Origin of the sequence: Paenibacillus sp. FSL K6-1096, assembly GCF_037977055.1 — a bacterium.
In the GTDB taxonomy this organism is placed as follows: domain Bacteria; phylum Bacillota; class Bacilli; order Paenibacillales; family Paenibacillaceae; genus Paenibacillus_AQ.
Genome location: NZ_CP150274.1, coordinates 1,364,988 through 1,388,071, shown reverse-complemented (window position 1 = coordinate 1,388,071; position 23,084 = coordinate 1,364,988). Strand labels below are relative to the sequence as shown.

Sequence of the window (23,084 nt, the reverse complement as noted above, 5' to 3'; positions counted from 1 at the left end):
GCCGCAGCAATCCTCGCCCAAACCTCGTCCAAACGCTGCCTGCGGACTGAGATTCCGCTAATTCGGCCGAACAAGCCGTTTTGACCCTGTTCGCGGACTGAATGCAATTAGAAATGCGCTTATTGCAGCAATTGTTAGTCAAATGGACCCTCCATATGGAGGATAACGGCCTCACGGTCCGCGAACGGTTCATAAACCCGGCAAATCCACAAATAGCGTACTGTGAGTCCGCAGAAGGTAGCAGGATTAGCCTACTAACTCACTAGCCATCAGCACCCCACCGACTAGCAGCCGATCACCTCAACAACTACTCTCCAGCAGCCCAACCGCCCAGCAGCGTTATGTTCTCCCCAACAGATAACCCGAGGACAACTGAGCAGACCGAATGTGTGCGAAAAACCGAACACAATTGGACTGGCTGCGGCGCGTGAATCGAATGTATGCGAAAAACCGAACACAATTGGACTGGATGCGGTGCGTGGACCAAATGTATGCGAAAAACCAAACACAATTGGACTGGCTGCGGCGCGTGGATCGAATGTATGCGAAAAACCGAACACAATTGGACTGGATGCGGCGCGTGGATCGAATGTATGCGAAAAACCGAACACAATTGGACTGGATGCGGCGCGTGGACCGAATGTAATCGAAAAACCGAACACAATTGGACTGGATGCAGCGCGTGGATCAAATGTAATCGAAAAACCGAACACAATTGGACTAGGCGCGGCGCGTGGATCGAATGTATGCGAAAAACCGAACACAATTGGACTGGCTGCGGCGCGTGGACCAAATGTAATCGAAAAACCGAACACATTGGACGCGTGGGAGGCAGCCGGGCCAAGTGTACTCCCCCCACCAAACTGTGCGAAACATCACTTTTTCCGTTGGTCACTTGCACAATGCATTTCGTCCGTTCATCAATATTCTTTTGCTGCTCAAGGGCCGTATAATGAGAGCGTGTTCAACAAGTAGTTAGGGGGATTTTTGAAAATGGAAGGGTTAATCATTGGTTGGTACGGGGCACTGGCAGGACTGGCAATTGCCATTATTCTGATTCTGAAGAAATTGAATCCGGTCTACGCACTGTTCCTGGGGGCCATCGTAGGCGCGCTGATCGGGGGAGCCAATCTCGAACAGACTGTAAGCGTTCTTGTAAGCGGTACGCAAAGTGTTATGGGCACGGTGCTGCGGGTGCTGGCCGCCGGTGTGCTTGCCGGTGTGATGATGGAGTCGGGAGCGGCGGAAGCGATAGCCCAGGCGATTGTGAAAAAGTTCGGCGGAAGCAAAGCTATCCTCGCCCTCGCGCTGGCAACGATGGTCATTACGGCGATGGGTGTATTCATCCCGGTAGCGGTGTTGATTGTAGCGCCGATCGCCTTATCTGTCGGCAACAAGATGGGAATCTCCAAGCTGGCGCTGCTGCTGGCGTTGTCCGGCGGGGGGAAGGCAGGGAACATTATCTCGCCGAATCCGAATACAATTGCTGCGGCGCGCGGCTTCGATCTCGACTTAAGCCATGTGATGCTGGCAGGCGTCATTCCGGCCATCTGCGGATTAATTGTAACCGTTATCCTCGCCTCTATGCTGAAGTCCAAAGGAATTAAGGTCACCGACGAAGAAGCAGCTAACGGCAGCGAAAATGCAAACAACGCCGTGTATCCGCCGCTCAGCAGAGCCATTGTGGCCCCGCTGGTTGCGATCGTCCTGCTGATGATCAACCCGATTGGTTCGATCTCGGGGATTGAGGCGCTGACCAAGCTCAAGGTGGATGCAATGTACATCCTGCCGCTGGCCGGAATTATCGGGATGCTGGCGATGGGGCAGGGGAACAAGGTGCTGCAATATACGTCCTCCGGTCTCAGCAAAATGACGGCAACTGTCCTGATCCTCATCGGTGCGGGCGGGATCGCCGGGCTGATCTCGGCTTCCGATCTGTCCGCCCAGGTGGTACATTTGATTGAGCTGTCCGGTATTTCCGGCACCTTCCTGGCACCGATCTCCGGGATTCTGATGGCGGCGGCGACCGCATCCACCTCAACGGGTGTCATCGTGGCGACCGGCTCCTTCGGACAAGCCATTCTGAACATGGGCACTGCACCGCTGGCTGCAGCCGTAATGGTTCACACCGGAGCGACCGTCATCGACTCGCTGCCGCAGGGCACGTACTTCCATGTCACCGCTGACAGCATGAAAATGACGATCAAGCAGCGCATGGGTCTGATCCCTTACGAAGCGCTGGTCGGCGGCACAATGACGGTTGTGGCTACAATCGTCTACGGATTTTTACTATAATCATAAATTAAGATAGATGAGGTGTGGAAATGAGAGAGAGAACCTTTGTACTGGCGCCCGATTCCTTCAAGGAGAGCATGACCGCGAAGGAAGTGTGCACAGCGATGGAAGCGGGACTGCGCAAAATATACCCGGAAGCAACCTATATTCATGTTCCGATGGCTGACGGCGGGGAAGGGACGGTCCAATCCCTGGTCGATGCTTCCGGCGGAGAGATTCATCATAAAGAGGTTATAGGGCCGCTGGGCCAGCCGGTCACGGCCACATTAGGAATTCTCGGCGACGGACAGACGGCGGCGATCGAGATGGCTTCGGCCAGCGGCATTCAACTGGTGGACAAGGCGGAGCGCAATCCGCTGATCACCACAACCTACGGGACGGGCGAGCTGATTCTGGAGTGTCTGAACCGGGGCATCCGCAAAATTATTATCGGCATCGGCGGCAGTGCCACCAATGACGGCGGGGCCGGTATGGCCGAAGCGCTTGGTGCAAGGTTCCTGGATGAAGCGGACGGGCAGCTTCCGCGCGGCGGCGGTGCTCTGGGCAGACTGGCGAAAGTGGACGTTAGCAGCCTGGATGCCAGACTGAAGGACACGCAGCTGATAGTAGCCTGCGATGTCACGAATCCGTTATGCGGGGAGCAGGGGGCTTCGGCGGTATTTGGTCCGCAAAAAGGAGCCACCCCTGACATGGTGCAGCAGCTTGACGCCAACCTCGCTCATTATGCGGAAGTCGTGAAGCAGCAGCTGCACAAGGATGTGCGCGACCTGCCGGGAGCCGGAGCAGCGGGAGGACTGGGTGCGGGCCTGATGATCTTCACGCAGGCCACGCTGCAGAAGGGAATCGAGATCGTTATCGAATACACCGCTCTCCGGCAGAAGCTGGAGCAGGCCGACTGGGTTTTCACCGGTGAAGGCGGAATCGATTTCCAGACCAAATTCGGCAAAACCCCATACGGCGTCGCCCGCACCGCCAAGTCCGCCGGCAAGAAGGTGATTGCCCTGGCCGGTTACATCGGCGAAGGCATTGATACGCTGTATGCCGAAGGCATCGATGCCATATTCGGCATCGTGCCGGGCGCGGCCAGCCTGGAGCAGCTGCTCGCTAACGGACCGGCTAATGTCGAGCGCACCTGCGAGAATATTGCCAGACTGCTGAAGCTGGCTGAGTAGCACTTGCCATAGAGATAGCCCCAGGAACCCTTATCCCTGGGGCTACGCTTTTTTACAAAAACCGCTACTTATACAGCGCCAGCAGCTCATGCGTCAGCTCGAAGAGCTGCAGCAGATTCCGCGGGTCCTTGCCGGTAATGGTCTCAATCCGCTTCAGCCGGTATTGCAGTGTGTTGCGGTGGATGTTCAGATGCTCCGCCGTCTGCGAGACGCTGCAATTGTGATTGATGAAGCTGCGGAGTGTCTCCAGCAGATCGGCGGTATCCTCCAGCTTAATCACCGTACCCGGCTTGTCCGCCAGCTTCGCATGACTGAGCTTCACCAGGAATTCCGCATCCTCGTAGCGGATGGACCGGACGGCAGGCCGGAGCGCCAGCAGAACGCCAAGGGCGGCTTTGGCCTGGCGGTATCCTTCGGCGATGCTGTTCTCCAGCCTGCCGGAGGCCACCAGCAGCTGCGGCTGGCTGTGCAGCAGCTCGGCAATCAGGCGGCTGCAGTCCGGCCGGTTCTGGACCAGCATCACCCATGTATCCTCATCGAGCTGGAAGGACGGATGGGTGAACAGCAGCTTCGTCTCCTCCGGCTCCGGCCGCACATGCGTGAGATAGAGTACAGTGGTCTTGAGCAGCAGGTCAATCTGATAGAGCGCCGCTTCTTTGCGCAGCTTCTGGGAATAAGCGCCCTGATGGGCGAGCAGCATTTCCAGCAGCGCCTTTTTGCGGTTGGCCTCATTGGCGAGATGCTCCAGCGTGTTCCTCTGCTCAATCAGCAGCGAGACCGTAGTTCTGACAATGTTACAGAAGGGCCGGACTTCCTCCGGACTGCCGGAGATGCCGATTACACCTACGCGGGTGTTGCCGATGACAATCGGTTCGTTGGTGCCTTTTTTCTCATAGCGTCCGTCCTCCATCACCTCGACCATCTGCCCCGTAGACAGCGCCTCAATCGCCCCTTGATGGACCGTGCCGATTCTGGCCTTGTTCCCGCTGCCGATGATAATCCCCTCATGGTTCATAATGTTGATGTTATAGGGAATATCCATCATCATCTTGTCTACAATCTCCTGCGCCTGCTTGCCAGATAGCTGGAACAACCCGGATTCCTCCCTTAGACTGTGCAGTTGTGCATCTGAACAAAAGTATACCCGATCAGGCACAGAGAAGGAAGGTGTACCGCGTCAACGCCGGCGGAGTTAATGAGCAATTCCCGCCCGGCTGAAAATCTGCTTCAGCCTATCCTCATGCTCCGCGCTCCACACCCCGGGCGAAGCCAGACTAAAGGTCGATACCGGCAGGCCGGACAGCCGGACGGCTTCTTTAATAGAAGCTACGAACGGATCATCGATGGCATACAGCGCCGGAATCTCAATCAGACGCTTCTGGAAGGCAAGCACACCGGCCAGGTCGCCCTGCTTGAAGCTGTCGTATACACCCAGCATCAGCTCTGGAGCGAAGTTGGCGCTGGCAGCAATCGCCCCGTCTCCACCCGCAGCGAGTGTAGGCAGCAGGTATTCATCGAATCCGCAGAAGACGGAGAAGTCCGGGCTGACTGCCTTAACCTGCATGATCATCTGGCGGATATGGCTAAGCTGGTCCACGGTATCCTTGATGCCGAGTACATTCGGATAATGGGCGGCCAGGCGGGCAACGAAGGCCGGGGACAGGTCCTGACCGGTCATAGCCGGGAAGTTGTACAGCATGAGCGGCACATCGACTGCTTCCAGCACAGCGGCGTAATGCGCGAACAGAGCATCCTCGCTCAGCTTATAGTAATACGGATTCATGATGACGATGCCCGTAGCTCCATGCTCCGCGGCATGGCGGGACAGCCGCAGGGTCTCGGCAACGGTGTTGCTGCCGGTGCCGATCCAGGCCGGAATGCGGCCATTGGTATACTCCAGACATGCTTCTGCAATCTCTTCGCGCTGCTCAGCGGTGAACAGGGTGAATTCTCCGGCGGTTCCTAAGAACAACATGCCGTGAACCCCCTGCTCAATCAACCGGTCGATCAGCAGCTTCATACCGGCACGGTCGAACTTCCCGGCAGAATCCAGAATCGTCGGGACGGGAGGAAAGACACCTGCGTTCGGGTGGCTAAGTTTCATTTTATTTTTGCCTCCTGGTTTGTTATTATAAACATAAGATTATTATAGTGAACTGATTGGGCTTAAGCAACGCATTTATGAGAGGGGATAGCGTGTGGAGCAGAAATACTGGGTTCCGGCCTTGGAGAGGGCTGATCTGATTCTGAAGGCCATTGCCAGGCAGCCCGGAGCGAACAAGATGACCGACCTGTGTGAAGAAACCGGCATTAACAAAAGCTCGATGTTCTCGCTGCTGCGCACAATGGAAGCCCTGCAATGGGTGGTCAAGGGGGCGAATGAGGGGTATGCGCTTGGAGCGGGGATCTCTTACTATAACACGGTCTACAATGATTCCCTTAAGCAGAATATGAATCTGGTGGAGCGGTTCCTGGAGGAATCGGCCGTAAGTGTCCGCGAGGTGGGGGAGACCTTCCAGCTGTCGGTGCTTGACCGCAATGAGATCATCTATCTGGCGAAGCAGGAAGGGCAGTCCCTGGTCAGACTGGAGTCCAGTCCCGGGATGCGGTTTCCGGCACATGCCACAGCGATGGGCAAGATGATGCTGGCGCTGCTGCCGGAGGGGGAGCTGGAACATCGTTATCCGGCCAAAATGCTGCCTGCGGTCACTGCCCGCACGCTGACAGACTGGTCTGAGTTCACCGCAGCGCTGGCGGCGATCCGTAAGGACGGCTGCGCGCTGGATCAGGAGGAGATTATTCAAGGCATCAGCTGCGTGGCTGCACCGGTACTGGATGCGTCAGGACGGGCAGTTGCCGCCGTCAGCACCTCGATGCTTCAGCACGCATTCGATGCGAAGCGGGAGATTGCGCTGCGGGAGGTAAAGGCGCTGGCAGAGAAGCTATCGCTGTCTTAGCTTAGGCATCCGGGCAAGTTCATTCATACTGAGGGAGAGAAGGGGTTACTGTGAAACTGAGTGTGCAAGAGTTAATGAAGGAAGACATCATTGAGAATGATCCTGTACATACCGCCGCCGAGGGACCGGCAGGCCAGCTGCCGATTACCGGAGAGGTGCTGCGGAATGCGCCGAGCGGTGAAATTTTCGGCATGACCCAGAATGCCGGGATGGGCTGGAATCCGCTGCTGTTGAACCGGCCCCAGTACCTGATTCTCGGAACGATGGGCGGTATCCGCCGCGAGGATGGCAGTCCGCTGGCGCTCGGGTATCATACCGGCCACTGGGAGATCGGCGTCATGATGGAGGAGATCGCCGAAGAGATTACCGCGAACGAAGGGATTCCGTTTGCCGGATATGTCAGCGATCCCTGTGACGGCCGTTCCCAGGGAACAGCCGGCATGTTCGATTCCCTGCCCTACCGTAATGATGCGGCCATCGTGCTGCGTCGGCTGATCCGCTCCCTGCCTACCCGCAAGGGAGTGCTCGGCGTAGCCACCTGCGACAAAGGCCTGCCCGCCATGCTGCTGGCCCTTGCCGGAATGCACAAGCTGCCGGGTATCATCGTGCCCGGCGGCGTAACCCTGCCCCCGGTGAACGGGGAGGATGCGGGCAAGGTGCAGAGCATCGGGGCGCGCTACAGCAACGGGGAGCTGTCCCTGGAGGAGGCGGCCGACCTCGGCTGCCGGGCCTGCGCAACCCCGGGCGGCGGCTGTCAATTCCTCGGCACTGCCGCGACTGCCCAGGTCATTGCAGAGGCGCTGGGCATGGCGCTGCCGCACTCGGCCCTGTCACCTTCGGGCCAGCCGATCTGGAAGAATATCGGCCGCCAGTCGGCCCGGGCCCTGCAGCATCTGGAGCAGAACGGAATCGTCATGAGCGACATCCTTACGGATAAGTCCATTCATAACGCCATGGTGCTGCACGCGGCCTTCGGCGGCTCCACGAATCTGCTGCTGCATCTGCCCGCTATCGCTCATGCTGCCGGGCTGAAGGTTCCGACTGTCGAGGACTGGAACCGGGTGAACCGGATGGTTCCGCGCCTCGTCAGCGTGCTGCCTAATGGTCCGGTGCCGCATCCGACCATCCGGGTATTCCTCGCCGGAGGTGTCCCTGAAGTCATGCTGCACCTGCGAAAGCTGGGGCTGATCGACGAGTCCGTGCTGACGGTAACCGGACGCACACTGGGCGAGAATCTGGACTGGTGGGAGAGCTCGCAGCGCCGGACGGAGCTGCGGCAGCGGCTGCTGGAAGCGGACGGCGTAGACCCGGATTCCGTAATCATGAGCCCGGCAGAGGCCAAGCGCCAGGGCATGGCATCCACGATGACGTTCCCTATCGGCAATCTCTGCCCCGAAGGTGCAGTCATCAAATCGGCGGCGATTGATCCGTCCGTGCTGGACAAAGAGGGCGTCTACCGCCATATCGGCCGGGTGAAGGTATTCACCACCGAGCGAGCCGCCATCCGCAGCATCAAGCTGGGTATGGTTCATGCGGGCGATATTCTGGCCGTTATTGGCCGCGGGCCGAGCGGGACGGGGATGGAGGAGACGTATCAGCTCACCTCGGCGCTCAAGCATCTGCCCTACGGCAAATACGTGACGCTGATCACGGATGCCCGCTTCTCCGGCGTATCCACCGGTGCCTGCATCGGGCATATGGGACCGGAAGCGCTGGCCGGCGGCCCGCTTGGCAAGCTGCGCGACAATGACTGGGTAGAGGTGCGGATCGATACCGTGAACCTGGAAGGAAGCGTGAATCTGGTGGGCGAGGGCGATGAGCCGCTGACGAACGAAGCGGGAGCGCTGATTCTGGCTTCGCGGACACCGCATCCGGGACTGGCGGTCGATCCGGGCCTGCCGGAGGATACCCGGCTGTGGGCTGCGCTGCAGGCGGCCAGCGGCGGAACCTGGACGGGCTGTGTCTACGATACTGACAAAATCATTGCCTTACTGGAAGCAGGACGGCAAGCATTGGAGGAGAAACGATGAGCCACAATCTGATTCATAACCCCATTCTGCGCGGATTTCATCCTGACCCGTCGATTTGCCGGGCAGGGGATGACTATTACATTGCCACCTCTACCTTTGAGTGGTTCCCCGGCGTGCGGATTCATCATTCGCGCGATCTGGTGAACTGGCGGCCGCTGACCTATGCGCTGACCCGCAGCTCGCAGCTTAATATGGAAGGGGACCCCGACTCCGGGGGCATTTGGGCACCTTGCCTCACGTACGACAATGGACTCTTTTATCTGATCTATACCGATGTCAAAAGCCGCCAGGGTGCCTTCAAGGATACGCCGAACTATCTGGTGACGGCCGAGAATATCGAAGGCCCCTGGTCGGAGCCGGTCTATCTGAACAGCAGCGGCTTTGACCCCTCGCTGTTCCATGATGAGGACGGGCGCAAATGGCTGGTCAATATGCTGTGGGATCACCGCACCGGCCGCAACAGCTTCGCCGGTATTGTGCTCCAGGAATATTCGGTGGAAGAGCAGCGCCTAATCGGGCCGGTCACTAACATCTATAAGGGAACGGAGCTGGCGCTGACCGAAGGCCCGCACCTGTACCGGAAGGACGGCTGGTATTACCTGATTACGGCTGAGGGCGGTACGCAGTATGATCATGCGGTGACCGTAGCCCGTGCCAAGCAGATTGAAGGTCCTTACGAGACTGCTCCGGTTAATCCGCTGCTGACCTCTGCCGGCAACCCTGAGCTGGCGCTGCAAAAGGCCGGCCATGCCAGCCTGGTCGAGACCCAGACCGGCGAATGGTACATGGTGCATCTGTGCGGCCGGCCGGTCAAGGACAAGTACTGCAACCTGGGCCGGGAGACATCAATTCAGCGCGTCGAATTTACGGCAGACGGCTGGCTGGCCCTGTCCGGGGGCGGCAATGCCCCGGAGCTGACGGTGGAGGGCCCGGAGCTTCCGGCGCATCCTTTTGAACCCGCCGCTCCGCGCGACGACTTCGAGGCTCCGCAGCTGGATGTCCGCTGGAGCACGCTGCGCGTGCCGGCCGATGAATCATGGCTCTCGCTTCAGGAGCGTCCCGGCTATCTGCGCCTGCGGGGCAGGGAGTCGATGAGCTCCATGCACCGCCAGAGCCTGGTCGCCCTGCGCCAGCAGGCCTTCCGGTGCAGCGCCGAGACCTCTGTGGACTTCGAGCCGCAGCATTTCCAGCAGATGGCCGGCCTGATCGTCTATTACGATACGAAGGATTACCTCTATTTGCGGATCACGTACGATGAAGTCCTCGGCGGCCGAACCCTGGGACTCATCCGCTCCAAGGATGGAGTCTATGAAGATACCCTGACGCCTGAAATTCCGCTGCCTGCCGGAGCAAGCGTAGCGCTCAAGGTCGTCATCGACGGCGAATTCGCCCAGTTCTACTACAAGGTTGGCGAATCCACCTGGGAGAAGATCGGCCCGGCTCTGGAAATTTATCATCTGTCCGATGATTTCCCGGCCTACATCCGCTTCACCGGCACGTTCATCGGCATGTGTGCGCAGGACCTCAGCGGCACGCTGCATCCGGCGGATTTTGATTACTTTGAGTATCTGGAGCAGGAGTAGGGTAGTGGAAGCTTTAAGCAGCACCAAAAAGACCGGGAGCCATTCTCCTGGTCTTTTTGGTGTGATATAGGTAGGTATACGGCCGGTGACAAAGCTGGAAAATTGAGCGAAACCGCCGAAATGAAGAGCATTAATGAACTTGAATTCCTTAGCAGCCCAATTCCCCGGCCTCCAATCAATTCGCCCGCCGGGCCACACTCGCCCACCGCCCACTCCTTAGGCGGTGTACTTCTCCAGCGTCGCTCTTACCGCACCCGGCCCAGCCACCATCTCGGCGAACATCGCCTCTATGGTCTCGCCCAGTCCGGCGGCGTACAGGTCCACGCCGAAGATGGCCTGGTCCTCCAGCACCGCGCGCACGCCAGCGGCCTTCGCCGCATCTGCGCCCAGCGTAATCCCCGCGAGACGCGCTTGCAAAGATTCCAGCAACGGGTCGGGGCTAAGCGTAAACTCAGCGCCTTCATCGTTCACGCCGAGCAGATAGCGGCACCACGCTGCAATCGCCAGTGGTATCGCGGTCAAATCCCTAGGATCAAGCTCCTCACGGCGGATATACGACTTGATCGTCTCGCCGAAGCGGATGCCGACCTTCTGTGAGGTATCGGTGGCGATCCGCTGCGGAGTGTCCGGGATGAACGGGTTGGCGAACCGTTCCTGCAGCACTTCATCCAGGAATTGCTTCGGACTCAGGATGCCCGGATCAACAACAACCGGCAGGCCTTCCTTGTAGCCGATAGTTTCGACAAGCTTCCGCAGCGTAGCATCCTGCATCTCGTCGGCAATCAGCGTGTAGCCGAGCAGACAGCCGGTGACCGCCAGCGCCGTATGCAGCGGATTGAGGCAGGTGGTTACCTTCATCGTCTCCACGTTATTCACTGTGTCGCGGTCCGTAAAGATAATGCCCGCTGCTTCAAGCGCCGGACGCCCGTTCGTGAACTTATCCTCAATGACCAGATACTCGCTGATCTCCGCATTGACGAAAGGAGCGGTATACGTGTTCTTGGAGGTGACGATTACATCCATGCCGCCGATACCCTGCGCAAGCAGTGCGGCCTGGACGGATTCGGACGGGCGCGGGGTGATTTTGTCAATCATGGAGAGCGGGAAGGTAATCTTCTGCTCATCCTCTAGATAAGCTACGAACCCTTCCTCTACATGGCCCTTCGCGGCCCATTCCTTAGCAATGGTGACCACGCCTTGCTTCAGCTTGTCGCCGTTATGCGAGCAATTGTCCATGCTGACGAAGGTCATCGGGTACTGGCCCTTCAGGTAACGCTTGTAGGCGAAGGAAGCCACGATGCTCATCGCGTGAACCGGATGCTCCGGCCCGCCGGCGATGTCCTTTTCCACGATGCCCAGATACTGGCCGTTCGGACCGGTGAGCGAATAGCCCTTTTCCGTAATCGTGAAGCTCGCCATCTGCAGGCTGGGATTCTCAAAAATCTCAGTCAGGCGGCTGTAATCCGCTTCCCTGGTCTTATCTGCGGTGATGCCTTCGACGATGCTGCTGACGATCCGCTTCTGGAAGTCGCCGGCCGCATTCATCAGCACGAGCAGAGTCAGATTATCGTAAGGCTTGTAGACCTTGTCGATCATCTCGAAGTCGAAGGTCTCGGCCGCGATAATGCCGGTGTCTGCTTTGCCGCTGTCCAGCAGCTTCTGGTGGGCATTCGCCACGAAGCCTCTGAAAATATTGCCCGCTCCGAAGTGAACCCACTCCGGCTTCTTCTGCGTATTCGCCGCAACCGCATCGTAATCGAACTGCGGCAGCGCCACGCCTGCGGCTTCCCAGGCCGCCCGGTCCGCAATGCTGCTTCTGCTTAGACTCAGCATTTACTTGGCCCCCTTAACATTCTCCAGGCTGTCCCATACGCCCAGCAGATACATGATGCCCATCGCCCGGTCGTAGAGGCCGTAGCCTGGACGGCAATTTTTCTCCTCGCCCCAGAGATGTCTGCCGTGGTCCGGACGCACATAACCGGTGAAGCCGCTCTCATGGTACGCCTTAACAACCTCGGCTACATCTACGCTGCCATCGCGTCCGCGGTGGGATACTTCAATGAAGTCTCCGTTATCGAACACCTTCACATTGCGGATATGGGCAAAATAAATCCGGTCATGGAATTCACGGATCATCGCCGGCAGATCATTCTCCGGGTTCGTTCCGAGCGAGCCGGTGCAGAAGGTCAGGCCGTTATACGGGCTGTCGACCATGTCCAGGAAGCGGCGGATTGTATCGCGGCTGCGGATAATGCGCGGCAGTCCGAAGATCGGCCAGGCCGGATCGTCAGGGTGAATCGCCATTTTGATATCCACTTCTTCACACACCGGAATGATGCGCTCCAGGAAATACTTCAGGTTGTCGAACAGCTTATCTTCAGTAACGTCAGCATAGGCCGCGAACAGCTCATCCAGCTTGGCCAGCCGCTCCGGCTCCCAGCCCGGCATCGTGAATTCTCCGGCACCCTTCAGGATGCGGTCCACCATCTCGCGCGGATTGTCGGTAATGGCAGCCTTTTCATAAAAGAGTGCGTTTGAGCCGTCCGGCAGCTCCTTGTACAGCTCGGTGCGGGTCCAGTCGAACACCGGCATGAAGTTGTAGCAGATGACCTTGACGCCAACCTTGGCCAGCTTGCGGATTGTATCGATATAGATGTCAATGTATTTGTCGCGGGACGGCAGTCCGATCTTGATATCGTCATGAACGTTGACGCTTTCAACCACCGCTGTGCTGAACCCCTTGGCTGTGATCTGATCGGCAACCTTCTGGATTTCTTCCATCTCCCAGACCTCACCGGCCACCTTGTGGTGCAGCGACCAGACGATGCCCATAACGCCCGGGATTTGACGGATGTGGTCAAGGGTGATATTGTCGTTGCCCTCGCCGTACCATCTCCAAGTCATATTCATTGTCATTTTCCTCCTTAAGTAAGATAAGCATAAATACAAATGGTAACCATCCGAAGCCTTGTGACAATTGACCTTACAGAATCATCGGAACATGTGGCATAATCTTGTATACAAGATTGGATTCGTAATGATCATAGAATATGCGTTCATCTTTGTCAATGAAATTCATATCCCTTTTCTATATAATGGGGGGAAGAACAATCCCGAACAGAAAGTTGGTCTATCCATGACTTCCAAAAAAGAAATAATGGCCTACCTCAAGCAGGAGATTCTCTCCCTTGAGCTGAAGCCGGGGGCGATGATCAGTGAGACGGCTCTGTCCGAGCGCTTCCAGCTGTCGCGGACGCCGATCCGCGATGTGCTGAAGCAGCTGTCCCTGGAGCAATACGTCGATATCTATCCCAAAAAAGGCAATCTCGTATCCTACATAGACCTGGAGTCCGTGGAACAGATTATCTATCTGCGCAATGTATTGGAGAAGGAGATTATGAAATCGTTGGCCGGGAATATCCCGCTGAAGGGGCTGCATGAGCTGAGGGATAACCTGGCCAAGCAGCAGCAGTGTATTGAGCGGGCCGAGGGAGCAGAGGTGTTCCTGCAGCTTGATGACCAGTTCCACCGCACGATGTTCGGCCTGGCCGGGCGCGAATTCCTGTGGGGCGTGCTCCAGCAGTTCAATGTGCACTACATCCGTTACCGGAAGCTGCATATGCTGAAGGACGAGAAGCTGGCTGCCATCCGGCAGGAGCACCAGCAGCTGCTGGACTATATCGTACAGGGCGACACTGCGGGGATCGACGAGCTGCTGCACCACCATCTGCGGGCGGATATCGATTCCAAGAATCTTCAGGAGCACTTCGCTATGTATATCAAAAAATAGAGCAGAAAAAGCCCGCCCTCATCAGCGATGAAGGCAGGCAATACACGCGCTAGGCCATCGGCTTCTCTACTCCAGGCCCTCGCGGTATTCGCGGGGCGACTGGCCGCTCCAGCGCTTGAACTGTCTGCTGAAATGGGCAATGTCGCGGTAGCCGAGCAGGCCGGAGACCTGGCTGACGGACAGGCTGTGGTCATCCAGCAGCACCTTGGCCTCATGCAGCATCTGCTCGGACAGGAAGGCGCGCGGGGAGATGCCGAAGACCTGGCGGAACACCCGGTAGCAATGTGAGGCGCTGATCCCCAGCTCGGAGGCGATGTCGTCCACTCCGTAATGGCTGTCGTCAGGCATGTCCAGCTTGAATTGCTGGTAGACCAGACCCTGCAGACGGCTGCGGATCTGGTGGGCCAGCTCGATCTTCTCATAGGTACCGGGAGAGGAAATGTCGGCATCAATCGAGAAGACATCCCATAGCTGGGCGAACAGCTCGAAGACAGCAGATTGCAGCCTCATGCGCTGGGACATGGTGACGGCGCCCGAATCCGAAGCGGAGATCTCCACCAGCCTGGCGAGAATAGGGCCCAGCCTATGGGCGATACTGCTCTCCGAGGTGAACAGGACATGATTCAGGCGGCTGAGCAGGGAGATTAGCAGCTTGTCGTTGATATCGAAGTGAATGCAGAAATAGGTAAAAGGCCCGCCGTTCCCGCTGCGGCTGGAATGGGCATCGCCCGGCCTCAGCAGCACCAGGTCCCCGGCGCATTGAAGGTAGCTTTGGCCGTTCACAACCAGTAATTGCTCCCCTTCAAGCACATAATTGAATTCATACTGCGGATGGACATGCTGCGGATAATCCCAGTCTCCGCTGACCTTGCGCAGATGCATACCGAACAGGTTAAGTGTAGTTTTTACATCCGGGATGATGGTTTCACTGAGGCTTTGTCCCGGTACGGGCGGTAAGAAAGCTGAAGCCAATGGTACGTCCCCCTGACACCTTGTCTTAAGTATAATGAGTGAAGAAGCTCTACAAGTTAGTATACAGGATTTCTGCTTGATTTGGGTAAATAATAGCCTGATTTGACAATGTTCCGGCCCGGCTGGGGCGTGGTAGGATGAACCTGAACGAGAACTAGTATACAAGATGGATTTGGTTGTCAGGGATGCCTCCCTGTCAATGGACAGGAGGCCGGGCGCAGTGAACCGTTATTGGCCTGCTGGCGCAAGCATTAAGAACTGGAGGAGAGATTACATGAGACAACAATCCGGGAACGGGAATGAAGCTGTATATGAGAGCGGATACAATGCGTGGCTGAGCTATCCGCAGCTGCCGCAGGGCGCTGTACGCGAGCAATACACCAAATGGTGCGGCGCTGTATCGGTCACGGAAGAGCATGATACGGTTCAGGCGGCGCTACATGAATGGCAGCGGGGAATCGCTTCCCTGCTGGACCTTGAGGCGGTATCTGCACCGCAGCCGGAAGGGTTCAAGGTGGCCTTCGGCACCTTCGGCGGGGGGAATGAGCTGATCGCGAAGGTGTTTGATGACAAGACAGCCCTGGCTGTTCAAGCGGAAGGCTTCGTGATCCGTACCAGTGAGTCCCTGAAGTGCATCGCCGTAGGAGCTTCCTCACCGGCGGGCGTGCTGTACGGTGTCCTCCACCTTCTGCGCCTTATTGCAACCGGGCAGGATATCGGAAGCCTGGATGAAGTAGTGAATCCTGTAAATTCGCTGCGGATGATTAATCATTGGGATAACTTCGACGGCAGCGTGGAGCGGGGATATTCCGGCCGTTCCTTCCTGTATGAGAATAACGAGTTCACGAAGGATATGGACCGAATTACGGATTACGCGCGGCTGATGGCTACCGCCGGTATTAACGCTATTGCCATCAACAATGTTAACGTCCATGCCTTGGAAACGCTGTTTATCTCTACTTACCTGCCTGATGTGGCCAGAATCGCTGATATCTTCCGGATCTATGGCATCCGCCTGTACCTGAGCGTGAACTTCGCCGGACCTATGCATGAAGGGGAAGTGGGCACTGCAGATCCGCTGGATGCCGGCGTGCGCGAATGGTGGAAGTCGCGAGCAGCCGATATTTATGCAGCAATTCCTGATTTCGGCGGCTTCGTGGTCAAGGCCGACTCGGAGAACCGTCCCGGCCCGTTCACATACGGACGGAACCATGCAGACGGGGCCAACATGCTGGCTGAAGCTCTGGAGCCTTACGGCGGCATTGTCATCTGGCGATGCTTTGTATACAACTGCAAGCAGGACTGGCGTGACCGCAAGACCGACCGGGCCAGAGCGGCCTATGATCATTTCAAGCCGCTGGACGGCCAGTTCCATGATAACGTCATTCTGCAGATCAAGAACGGCCCGATGGACTTCCAGGTCAGAGAGCCGGTATCTCCGCTCTTCGGGGCGCTGGAACGCACCAATCAGGTGATTGAATTCCAGATTGCCCAGGAATATACCGGACAGCAGCGTCATGTCTGCTATCTCGTTCCCCAGTGGAAGGAAATCCTCGAATTCGATACGGAGGCCAAAAGCGGCCCGGCTCCGGTGAAGCGGATTGTGGACGGATCACTGTGGGGCAACCGCCTGAGCGGGATTGCAGCGGTATCCAACGTGGGCAATGACCGCAACTGGACCGGGCATCTGCTGGCCCAGGCGAACCTCTACGGCTTCGGCCGGCTGGCCTGGAATCCTGAGCTGAGTGCAGAAGAGATTGCGGCGGAGTGGATCGCATTAACATTCGGTACGGACACTGCGGTAGCCGGAGTCATCAGCCGGATTCTGCTCGATTCCTGGGAGATCTATGAATCTTACACTTCGCCGCTTGGCGTTGGCTGGATGATTAACCCTGAGCATCACTACGGCCCGAATGTGGACGGCTATGAGTATTCCATGTGGGGGACATACCATTACGCCGATCATCTGGGCATCGGGGTAGACCGCACCGTGGCGACCGGAACAGGCTACAGCGCGCAGTACATGGGCAGCAACGCCGTGCGTTACGATTCGCTGGAGGAATGCCCGGATGAGCTGCTGCTGTTCTTCCACCATGTGCCGTATACCCATGTGCTGCATTCCGGCAAAACCGTCATCCAGCATATCTACGACACTCATTTTGAGGGTGCAGAGCGTGCCGAAGGATTGCTGGACGCGTGGCGCGGACTGAAGGGCAGCATCGCAGACGGCCTGTATACCCAGGTGGAGGATCGCCTGAAGGGACAGGCAGCCCATGCCAAGGAATGGCGTGACCAGATCAATACGTATTTCTACCGCAAGAGCGGAATTTCAGATGCATTAGGCCGGACCATCTACTAAGGCAGCATCCGTGTACCGGACGGCAACGCCCTGTCTCTTGACAGGGTGAGCCATGGACTCATTTGGGTAACATCAAGGAGGAATAGATCTCATGGCACTGACTTTCAGTGATGTGCTGGAGCACTTGAACGCAGGGGTGCAGTTGCCCGTGAATACGGTAGACAAGCTGGAGCCGGAGGCTGCGGATACGGAAGTACAGGGCATCGTGACTGCCTTCGCCGCTTCGCAGTATGTCATTGAGCAGGCGGCCGCGCTTGGCGCGAATCTTGTAATCACACATGAAGGTGTGTTCTATAGCCATCAGGATCACAGGACCGGGCTGGAGCAGGATTCCGTCTATCAGCAGAAGTCTGCGCTTATCAAAGAGAGCGGGATAAGCATCTACCGCTTCCATGATGGCATACACCGTTATACGCCGGACGGGATTGTGGAGGGATTGCTCCAGGAGCTGGAGTGGGAGCCGTATATCGAGCGGCATCTCCCCGAGGTGTCGATCCTCACGATCCCTGAGCTGACCGTTTCGGAAGTGGCCGCCCATGTGAAGCGGAAGCTGAATCTCTCTTATGTCCGCGCAGCGGGAAACCTCTCGGCCACATGCTCCAGGGTGGGGGTGCTGGTGGGTTTCCGGGGGAACGGCAGTACGGTCATCCCGATGTACGAGCAGGAGTCGCTTGATCTGGTCATCGCCGGTGAAGGCTTCGAGTGGGAGGTGCCTGAATATATCCGCGATGCCGGGCAGCAGGACCGGAACCGGGCGCTGCTGATGCTCGGGCACGCTGAGAGCGAAGCGCCCGGGATGAAGCTGCTGGCCGCGCGGCTGGCCGGGCAGTTCCCGCAGGTGCCGGTACAATACATTCAAGAGAAGCCTGTGTATCAGATCCTATAAGTAGCGTAGCTCAGAGATATCCCGAACCGAATGTATATGAAAAACAACATACATTGTGCTCGCAGCAGGCACACGGCCCGAATGTATGTGAAAAACAGCATACATTATGCTCGCAAGCAGGCACACGAACCGAATGTATATGAAAAACAACATACATTGTGCTCGCAGCAGGCACACGGCCCGGATGTATATGAAAAACAGCATACAGCTCAGGGTTCTATAAACGCGACTAATACAATAACGCTACTGACATTAGGCTGTCAGTAGCGTTTTTTTGAAAATATAAGAATTTATATGTTGCACACGATAACTTATCCTTATATTTCTCGCTGAAACGGGTGCCGTCCTTAAAAAGGACGGCATAGCCGTTTCCACTTGTCAGGGGCAGTCCTGCCTACGCTGTTTATTCTCCGCCAGAATCTCCTTGATCAGATTCGCTTCCTTCCTGGAGGCGATCAGGATACCATCAGGGCCGGCTATGGCAACTATACCGGGGACCCCAATCACATGCAGCGGCACCTCCAGCTCGTTGATTAGCTGACTGTTTCCGCATTCTCCCCATAGTCCCCCTTCGCCAATAACCTGTGAGGGCAGCCGGTCCGCCAGCGTATCCCAGCTCCCCAGATCAGACCATTCTCCTTCATGCCTGACGACAACAGCTCTGGTGCTGCGCTCCGCCACTTCATTGTCGAAGCTGCGGACCGGGAGATCCGGGTACTGGGCGGTCAACGCTGCCAATTCGGAGGGCAGCCCCAGCCGCTCCAGATGCTCCAGCAGGAAGCCCAGCCGCAAGGCGAATACCCCGCAATTCCATAAGGCCTGCTCACGCATCAGCTCCAGTGCTGTAGCCGTATCCGGCTTCTCGGCAAAAGTTAATACCGGTGCATATGCGCCAGCGTCTGCCTGTGCCGGGACGATATAGCCATATTGCTCCGAGGGATAGGCAGGTCTCGTTCCCAGCAGAAGAAGCTCCGCTTGTGAGGTGGCCAGGATCGCTTCAAATTGATGAAAATGACCGAAGAAATCATCATCCGCGAACATGTCCGCCGGAGCGATGCAGATGATGTCCTCCGGCTGTGCCTTGCCGGCTGCAAGCAGGTGCAGGGCGCCTAACGCGGCAGCGGTGAAGGTGCCGCGCTTGCACGGCTCCCCGGTCACCGGATATTTGCCTCCGGTATACCGACGGGTGAGGGCAATCTGCTCCTGATGGGCCACCAGCAACAGGGATTCATCCAGTCCGGCCTGACCGAGCTGCCGGCATACCCGCCCGATCATCGATTCTGTGCCGCCGCCCGGTGCAGGGAGCAGTGGCAGGAACATTTTGGAGCGGATGCTGCCGGACAGAGGCCACAGCCGCTGGCCGGAGCCGCCGCACAGCAGAATAGTATGCATCACTTTCTTGCCTCCTTAGGGCTTGCCCGGAATGGAGTACCCCTTGCGCTGATGGAAGGAGAGCGAACGGTAAGTTCGGGCATACTTGCTCAGCTGCGTTCTTCCCAATGAGCCAACCGGGATCTTCAGAGCTTTATTATTGGCATTCTTGAGCAGCACGGAGCTGCGGTTTGTGCTGTACACATAGTTGGCGTAGGTCTCAAATTCAGAGAAGCCGAACTGCCGCTTTTTGTTAATGGAGCGCAGAATGGCAGCATGCCAGGACATTCCGTGGCGGGCTTCAATTTTTCGTTTGAGGCTGGCCAGCTTCGCGGACTCGAATAGCATGTAATGGGTCACGAACGACTTGGGCGAAGGTGCCGGGGAACCGAGCAGCTTGCGGTAGGTGCGGAAATACTCCGGCTGGCTCCAGCTGCGGCAATAGAAAATGCTTTTCCCGCCGGAACGGAAACGATGGGGACGGATCAGCACCGTATCCGCATCGATGACCAGGAAAAACTTCTCGCGGCACACTTGATCCCCGTTCATCTTCAGCAGCTGCTGATACAGCCAGCCGGAGCGGTTCCAGCGGGAGGAGGAATAGCGGATCGCTTTTTTGGTGAACGGCAGGACGGTGGTTTCATTGACGAAGATACAGCTTTTCCGGGAGCACAGCTGTCTGATGCTGCTGTTCTCCGGCGAGACAATATAGATATTGCTGATCGGGTGCCGGACATAACGGCGGAGACTATCAATGACATAAGGGAGGGTGGCGAGATCTTTAGCAATAGCCGGGATCAGAATATCGACAGGTGGAGCGCTTGAGGTCACGGACATGGATTCATCTCCATACATATATTGACATTCGAACGTCTTCACTAGGGTATGCCTGCGGAGCGCCGGTGGAGAGGGCAATCGTCCAGCACAAGTTAATCTTTTCATACGGGACACATGACATATCCAAGAGCGCCTTCAGCGGCATAAGATGCAGCGTGTATGTAATTTTATGTAAAAAACGGAGCCGAGACCTCCATCCCGGACAGGAGAGTGCATAAGTGACAGCCAAACAGGTTCAATCAGGAGTGAGCAAATGGTATAAGACACAACTGCTGCTTAAGAACGAGGGAATCAAGACCTTCATCCCCGATACCCGGAGATTCAACAGGCGCAATCTGGAGCAGATGATCCACGGTTATGGGATGATCTATATCAAGCCGGAACGGGGAACCTATGGCAATGGCGTGATCCGCGCTGAGCGGGTGAACCGGCAGGGGTACATGTACCAGTATGAGGAGACCGTCCGCCGTTTCGATACGTTCGATGCCTTTCACCACAGTCTGGCGAAGAGAACTGGCAAAAGGAGCTATCTGCTGCAAAAAGGCATCCACTTGCTGAAGCATAACGGGCGGCGTTTCGATATCCGGGTGATGGTGCAGCTCAGTCCCAAAGGGGTATGGGAAGCTACCGGGATTATCGGCCGGCTGGGGCATCCGCGCAAAATTGTGACCAATTACCACAGCGGCGGTAAACCGACTGCAGTGGAGCATTTGCTCTCCACCCATCTGTCTGCGCAGCAGCTTGTGCAGCTTAAGGGGGAAATGAACCGGCTGGGTGTCCGTATAGCCTCGCAGCTGCGGAAGACCTATCCGCACCACCGGCAATTCGGAGTCGATGTCGGCCTTGACCGCGCTCTGAAGCCATGGATTATTGAAGTGAACATGAACCCGGACCCTTATATTTTCAATCAGCTCAAGGATAAGTCGATGTACCGCAGAGTCATGAGATACCGGGGGCTGGGTGTGAAGCGGAAAAGCAAATAGTACAGCATCAGAATTAAACGTCTGAAATGTACTTTAACTCATCTCTTGGTGATTGTTGCCGTGCCCGATTACGGTGCAAGGGGGAGGCTTAATTGCAGTCTGTACAACTAAATCCCCGGATGTGCCACCGAATCTCTGTTTAGCTGTATTTCGTGCAATTAAAATGCCATTACACTTGGATTTTCGCCCATCCGGGTAAATGTAGTTGTACAGAATACAGTTAAAGGAGGAACTCCTTCTGTTTCACTGCTTTTAGTTGTACAGAATACACTTATCTCTGATTATTCTCTACTAACGCAGCTTCACACCTTACTGAAATTATGGAATTGAAATGGTGCGGTAGGCATAAGGAGGCCATAAGGTCAAATGTGTGAAAAAAACCGAACCTATTAGACCCTAACATTCGGCTGGGAACGATGCTATGAGTAAGCGCCCCCAGCCGAGCTTTTCCCTCCGCCATCACTCCACCGCTCCGAGCTCCGCCGCCCTCACTCCATCGCCCCCGGCCCACTCAGCCCCTCCTGCGTGCCCTCTAAACCAGAGGCGCGCCTGCCTGCCCGACCAGCGATAGCTAAATCCGGGTGCTTTATAGTAAAATAAGATAAATTTGACCCCGGACCCTCCCCTCCAAGGGAGGATATTTAAGGCGATTACTAACCATGCAAAGGTGGCAGGACAAGCTCATGAGAAAAAGGGTTGTGTTTAAAACGGTTTCATGTTATTTTATATTCAATAAAAACGTTTTTATTGCAGGGGAACACTAATATGGGGAAGATAACGATCAAAGATGTGGCCAGAGAGGCCGGAGTATCCATCTCCACTGTCTCTAATGCCTTGAATGATGTGGATGTGTTGAGCCCGGAGACGAAATCCCATGTGCTGAAGGTGGCGCAGCGGCTGAATTATGTCCCGAACCTGAACGGCAAGCTGCTGAAGTCCGGTACGACCAAGATGCTGGGGTTCTTCACCACCAGTGTATCAGGCCCTTACTTCTACAAGCTGGTAGAGTCGATGGCCCGGCAATGCGACCGTCTTGGATACGGGCTGAACGTCTTCGTCACCAAGGACAAACAGGTGATTATGAGCAATATTCTCGGCCGGCGTGTGGACGGCGTCATTATCTATGAAGAGCTGGGCATCGACGAACAGGACATTGCGGCTATGCGGAAGGATAAGATCAAGGCGGTTTTTCTGGACCGGGTGCTGGAGAATGAGGGGATGGGGAGCATTATTTTTGATTCCTATGAATCCGGTTATGAGGCGACAAAATATCTGATCAGCCTAGGGCATAAGCACATTGCCTATATCTCCGGGGTGGATACGATGTTCGACAGCGTGCAGCGGCGGGAGGGGTATCTGGCGGCGCTCCGCGAGTATCAGCTTCCGGTGGATGATGATTATATCCTGCAGGGGTACTTCGAGGAAGACAGCACCTACAATGCAGTGAAATCCTTCATCCGCCAGCATCCCGCGAAGCTGCCCGATGCCTTCCTGGCCGGCAATGACATCAGTGCGATGGGCTGTATCCAGGCGCTCAAGGCTTGCGGCTATGAGGTTCCGCAGGACGTCAGCGTCATGGGCTTCGATGATATTGATATCGCCCCTTACTATTCACCGCCGCTCACCACGGTACGGAACCAGATTGCCCGGCAGGGCATGCTGGCGATTGACCATCTGGTCCGCCTGATTCAGGAGAAGGAGCAGGGCGCTGTGCAGAAGCTCCAGGGAGAGCTGATCGTCAGAGGCTCAAGCCATGTGAAGCTGGACCGCAGCGGGCGCAAGTAGCAGGCTGATTTTTACTAAATTTCGTGCAGGGGGGATTTTCTGAAATAGAAGATTTTATAAGCTT

General features: G+C 56.6%; 18 protein-coding genes. 11 read left to right on the top strand and 7 right to left on the bottom strand.

Annotation, left to right across the window (positions count from 1 at the left end):
* Nucleotides 1–387 precede the first annotated feature (387 nt).
* From MHI24_RS06335 to MHI24_RS06325, 3 genes are read left to right on the top strand one after another with little or no spacing between them, the layout of a single operon-like run.
* Nucleotides 388–975, top strand: coding sequence for a hypothetical protein (locus MHI24_RS06335; protein WP_340024727.1), 588 nt, complete (start codon nt 388–390; stop codon nt 973–975).
* A gap of 18 nt (nt 976–993) precedes the next feature.
* The gene (locus MHI24_RS06330; protein ID WP_340024726.1) at nt 994–2,295 is read left to right on the top strand and encodes an SLC13 family permease; all 1,302 of its coding nucleotides are present in this window, start codon (nt 994–996) and stop codon (nt 2,293–2,295) included.
* 29 nt (nt 2,296–2,324) lie between these two features.
* The gene (locus MHI24_RS06325) at nt 2,325–3,467 is read left to right on the top strand and encodes a glycerate kinase (RefSeq protein ID WP_340024725.1); all 1,143 of its coding nucleotides are present in this window, start codon (nt 2,325–2,327) and stop codon (nt 3,465–3,467) included.
* A gap of 64 nt (nt 3,468–3,531) precedes the next feature.
* Here MHI24_RS06325 and MHI24_RS06320 read toward each other — a convergent pair whose 3' ends face one another.
* Both MHI24_RS06320 and MHI24_RS06315 read right to left on the bottom strand, forming a co-directional pair.
* Complete coding sequence (locus tag MHI24_RS06320) at nt 3,532–4,560, bottom strand: sugar diacid recognition domain-containing protein (protein ID WP_340024724.1); 1,029 nt, start codon at nt 4,558–4,560, stop codon at nt 3,532–3,534.
* 99 nt (nt 4,561–4,659) lie between these two features.
* Nucleotides 4,660–5,571: a dihydrodipicolinate synthase family protein gene (locus MHI24_RS06315; RefSeq protein ID WP_340024723.1), complete on the bottom strand. Its 912-nt coding sequence runs from the start codon at nt 5,569–5,571 to the stop codon at nt 4,660–4,662.
* Between the two features lie 94 nt (nt 5,572–5,665).
* Here MHI24_RS06315 and MHI24_RS06310 point away from each other — a divergent pair, with 94 nt between their 5' ends.
* The 3 genes from MHI24_RS06310 (at nt 5,666) to MHI24_RS06300 (ending at nt 10,037) form a co-directional block, all read left to right on the top strand.
* Entirely contained in the window at nt 5,666–6,424 is a 759-nt protein-coding gene (locus MHI24_RS06310) for an IclR family transcriptional regulator (protein WP_340024722.1), read from the top strand.
* Nucleotides 6,425–6,498: 74 nt separating this feature from the next.
* Entirely contained in the window at nt 6,499–8,454 is a 1,956-nt protein-coding gene (locus MHI24_RS06305) for a YjhG/YagF family D-xylonate dehydratase (RefSeq protein WP_340026617.1), read from the top strand.
* Complete coding sequence (locus MHI24_RS06300; RefSeq protein ID WP_340024721.1) at nt 8,451–10,037, top strand: glycoside hydrolase family 43 protein; 1,587 nt, start codon at nt 8,451–8,453, stop codon at nt 10,035–10,037. Before MHI24_RS06305 ends, MHI24_RS06300 begins: the two co-directional genes overlap by 4 nt.
* Before the next feature lie 216 nt (nt 10,038–10,253).
* Here MHI24_RS06300 and MHI24_RS06295 read toward each other — a convergent pair whose 3' ends face one another.
* The gene (locus MHI24_RS06295) at nt 10,254–11,870 is read right to left on the bottom strand and encodes a mannitol dehydrogenase family protein (RefSeq protein ID WP_340024720.1); all 1,617 of its coding nucleotides are present in this window, start codon (nt 11,868–11,870) and stop codon (nt 10,254–10,256) included.
* Nucleotides 11,871–12,947, bottom strand: coding sequence for a mannonate dehydratase (uxuA, locus tag MHI24_RS06290; RefSeq protein ID WP_340024719.1), 1,077 nt, complete (start codon nt 12,945–12,947; stop codon nt 11,871–11,873).
* Nucleotides 12,948–13,173: 226 nt separating this feature from the next.
* On the opposite strand from uxuA, the gene MHI24_RS06285 reads away from it, so the two are divergent.
* Complete coding sequence (locus MHI24_RS06285) at nt 13,174–13,827, top strand: GntR family transcriptional regulator (protein ID WP_340024718.1); 654 nt, start codon at nt 13,174–13,176, stop codon at nt 13,825–13,827.
* 66 nt (nt 13,828–13,893) lie between these two features.
* On the opposite strand, the gene MHI24_RS06280 is transcribed toward MHI24_RS06285, so the two are convergent.
* On the bottom strand, nt 13,894–14,799 hold the full coding sequence (locus tag MHI24_RS06280) for an AraC family transcriptional regulator (protein WP_340024717.1): 906 nt from the start codon (nt 14,797–14,799) through the stop codon (nt 13,894–13,896).
* A gap of 274 nt (nt 14,800–15,073) precedes the next feature.
* Here MHI24_RS06280 and MHI24_RS06275 point away from each other — a divergent pair, with 274 nt between their 5' ends.
* Complete coding sequence (locus MHI24_RS06275) at nt 15,074–17,158, top strand: alpha-glucuronidase family glycosyl hydrolase (RefSeq protein WP_340024715.1); 2,085 nt, start codon at nt 15,074–15,076, stop codon at nt 17,156–17,158.
* Nucleotides 17,159–17,249: 91 nt separating this feature from the next.
* Nucleotides 17,250–18,044 (top strand): Nif3-like dinuclear metal center hexameric protein, encoded by a 795-nt coding sequence (locus tag MHI24_RS06270; RefSeq protein WP_340024714.1) that lies wholly within the window; start codon nt 17,250–17,252, stop codon nt 18,042–18,044.
* Nucleotides 18,045–18,422: 378 nt separating this feature from the next.
* On the opposite strand, the gene MHI24_RS06265 is transcribed toward MHI24_RS06270, so the two are convergent.
* The gene (locus MHI24_RS06265; RefSeq protein WP_340026616.1) at nt 18,423–19,436 is read right to left on the bottom strand and encodes a sugar phosphate nucleotidyltransferase; all 1,014 of its coding nucleotides are present in this window, start codon (nt 19,434–19,436) and stop codon (nt 18,423–18,425) included.
* Between the two features lie 15 nt (nt 19,437–19,451).
* Nucleotides 19,452–20,252, bottom strand: a complete 801-nt coding sequence (locus MHI24_RS06260; protein WP_340024713.1) for a DUF6492 family protein — start codon at nt 20,250–20,252, stop codon at nt 19,452–19,454.
* Nucleotides 20,253–20,470: 218 nt separating this feature from the next.
* Here MHI24_RS06260 and MHI24_RS06255 point away from each other — a divergent pair, with 218 nt between their 5' ends.
* Both MHI24_RS06255 and MHI24_RS06250 read left to right on the top strand, forming a co-directional pair.
* Nucleotides 20,471–21,235, top strand: coding sequence for a YheC/YheD family protein (locus MHI24_RS06255; RefSeq protein ID WP_340024712.1), 765 nt, complete (start codon nt 20,471–20,473; stop codon nt 21,233–21,235).
* A gap of 765 nt (nt 21,236–22,000) precedes the next feature.
* Nucleotides 22,001–23,020 (top strand): LacI family DNA-binding transcriptional regulator, encoded by a 1,020-nt coding sequence (locus MHI24_RS06250; RefSeq protein WP_340024711.1) that lies wholly within the window; start codon nt 22,001–22,003, stop codon nt 23,018–23,020.
* Nucleotides 23,021–23,084: the final 64 nt, after the last annotated feature.

What these genes read in the sequence shown, in the direction of transcription:
- uxuA (WP_340024719.1), bottom strand. Translation starts at nt 12,947, where the DNA reads ATGAATATGACTTGGAGATGGTACGGCGAGGGCAACGACAATATCACC.
- MHI24_RS06250 (WP_340024711.1), top strand. Translation starts at nt 22,001, where the DNA reads ATGGGGAAGATAACGATCAAAGATGTGGCCAGAGAGGCCGGAGTATCC.
- MHI24_RS06330 (WP_340024726.1), top strand. Translation starts at nt 994, where the DNA reads ATGGAAGGGTTAATCATTGGTTGGTACGGGGCACTGGCAGGACTGGCA.
- MHI24_RS06285 (WP_340024718.1), top strand. Translation starts at nt 13,174, where the DNA reads ATGACTTCCAAAAAAGAAATAATGGCCTACCTCAAGCAGGAGATTCTC.
- MHI24_RS06265 (WP_340026616.1), bottom strand. Translation starts at nt 19,436, where the DNA reads ATGCATACTATTCTGCTGTGCGGCGGCTCCGGCCAGCGGCTGTGGCCT.
- MHI24_RS06305 (WP_340026617.1), top strand. Translation starts at nt 6,499, where the DNA reads ATGAAGGAAGACATCATTGAGAATGATCCTGTACATACCGCCGCCGAG.
- MHI24_RS06260 (WP_340024713.1), bottom strand. Translation starts at nt 20,252, where the DNA reads ATGTCCGTGACCTCAAGCGCTCCACCTGTCGATATTCTGATCCCGGCT.
- MHI24_RS06270 (WP_340024714.1), top strand. Translation starts at nt 17,250, where the DNA reads ATGGCACTGACTTTCAGTGATGTGCTGGAGCACTTGAACGCAGGGGTG.
- MHI24_RS06300 (WP_340024721.1), top strand. Translation starts at nt 8,451, where the DNA reads ATGAGCCACAATCTGATTCATAACCCCATTCTGCGCGGATTTCATCCT.
- MHI24_RS06275 (WP_340024715.1), top strand. Translation starts at nt 15,074, where the DNA reads ATGAGACAACAATCCGGGAACGGGAATGAAGCTGTATATGAGAGCGGA.
- MHI24_RS06315 (WP_340024723.1), bottom strand. Translation starts at nt 5,571, where the DNA reads ATGAAACTTAGCCACCCGAACGCAGGTGTCTTTCCTCCCGTCCCGACG.
- MHI24_RS06295 (WP_340024720.1), bottom strand. Translation starts at nt 11,870, where the DNA reads ATGCTGAGTCTAAGCAGAAGCAGCATTGCGGACCGGGCGGCCTGGGAA.
- MHI24_RS06325 (WP_340024725.1), top strand. Translation starts at nt 2,325, where the DNA reads ATGAGAGAGAGAACCTTTGTACTGGCGCCCGATTCCTTCAAGGAGAGC.